Annotated in this window: 1 protein-coding gene; it reads right to left on the bottom strand. The window is 45.7% G+C overall.

The genetic code is table 11. The features are described 5' to 3' along the window. Positions 1 to 138: 138 nt before the first annotated feature. The coding region (gene ltrA / locus QUA56_RS36540) for a group II intron reverse transcriptase/maturase (RefSeq protein WP_333368896.1) at positions 139 to 1,663 on the bottom strand (1,525 nt) is incomplete at its 5' end.

Here is a 1,663-nt window from a genome sequence, read left to right as displayed (position 1 = left end):
TCCCATTTGTTAGGGTCGAACGGGGTATCGCTACCCCGAACTCCCATGCAAAACCGGACGTGATAGTTTCCCGTCATCCGGCTCCTCGACTGTTTGGCGCTTGTCATGCGTACCTCTTTCCCATTAAGGGTTAGGGGGCTAGAAATAAGATTCATCACTTCTCATCTCCCACTCTTTTGGTTCCCATTTGGCGTGAATAATGTCGTGGCAGTGTCTATGTACGGCTGTCAGATTTGTCTTCTTGTTGTTGCTTCTGTTTCTATCTATGTGATGTACTTCAATTAGACAATCTGACGTGAAGTACAGACCGCAGTGCGAACACTTCCCATCTTGCTTTTTAATAAGCTCGGATAATTGTTTGGGAGTTTCAGGGTATTCCCCTTTTCGCTTGCTCCAGTAGACCCAATCTCCGTCATAAGGGCTTATTTCACCCTTCACCTTTGTGTGTCTGGTTATTGGAGTATCGCCATGCTTGGCTAGACAATGCTTGCCATTTTTGGTGGCGAATACCCAATTGTTATTTCCTTTGGTTGTCCAAGTCTTGTCGGCGCTTTCATGACGGTAAATTGCCCATCCTCGTATTTGCTGATAGATGATGTGGTCTGCAAGTTGGAATATATCTTTGCTGCAAACCGTTTTGTAATAGTTCGACCAGCCCCTTATCACGGGGTTTAGTGTTGCAATTAAGGCATCTCGCGATGAACCTTTGTGCTTATCGATTAGGTCGCCTACTTTAGATAGATGGACTTTCAGCTTTTCCTTGGATGGTGTGATGATGGTTTTAAATCCTTGCTTAGACGCATACTCCCCTACCTCGAACTGTCTAACATTAAATCCGAGGAAGTCGAACCCTATGTTGCCTCCTTCTTCAACTAGAGTGTGTGAGAGTCTGGTTTTTTCGGGTTTTAATTCCAAGCCAATGCCACTGAGCCATTCTGCTGTTATCTGCATACATCTTTGGACGACGGCTTTATCTTTGTGTAGAATTACAAAGTCATCAGCATAGCGAACTACTGTTAGGGTCATTCGCTTAGAGCGTTTGCTCTGTTGTCTGCAGTAGTTATTTTTCATATCTACGGTTTCAACGTATTGGAGTAGCCGATTTTCCAAGCCGTGGAGGGCGATGTTTGCTAGCAAGGGCGATATAACCCCGCCTTGCGGCGTTCCCTCAGATGATTGACTGAACCCTTTCTTTTTATTGCGATTAGCGTATTCGCTCCAGTCAATCACTCCCGCTTTCAACCATGCCCGAATTTGACGGCGGATGGTGGGGAATGTATTTAATTTTTCTAGCAGCGCTTCATGGTTTATTCGGTCGAAGCATTTGGCAATGTCGGCATCTAGCACGTATTTCGGCTTCTGCTTGATTGCTCCATATATTGCTTCGATTGCGTCGTGGCATGACCGCCCTGGTCGGAATCCGTAGCTGTTTGGCTCGAATTTTGCTTCCCATTCCGGCTCTAAGGCTGCTTTTACCAGAGCTTGGGATGCTCTGTCGTTCATTGTGGGTATCCCTAACGGGCGTTTTTCGTCTCTACCAGGTTTATCAATCCAGACTCTCCTGACAGGTTTAGCCTTTTGGTTTAACCTCAGTTGGCGTATAAGTTCTAGCCTTTGTTTGGGGATTAAACTCTTAATCCCATCTATTCCAGCCGTTTTCTTG

The organism is Microcoleus sp. N3A4 (assembly GCF_036701805.1).
In the GTDB taxonomy this organism is placed as follows: Bacteria; Cyanobacteriota; Cyanobacteriia; order Cyanobacteriales; family Microcoleaceae; genus Microcoleus.
The sequence above is the reverse complement of the archived record's forward strand: the minus strand, read 5'-3'. Positions and strand labels throughout refer to the sequence as shown.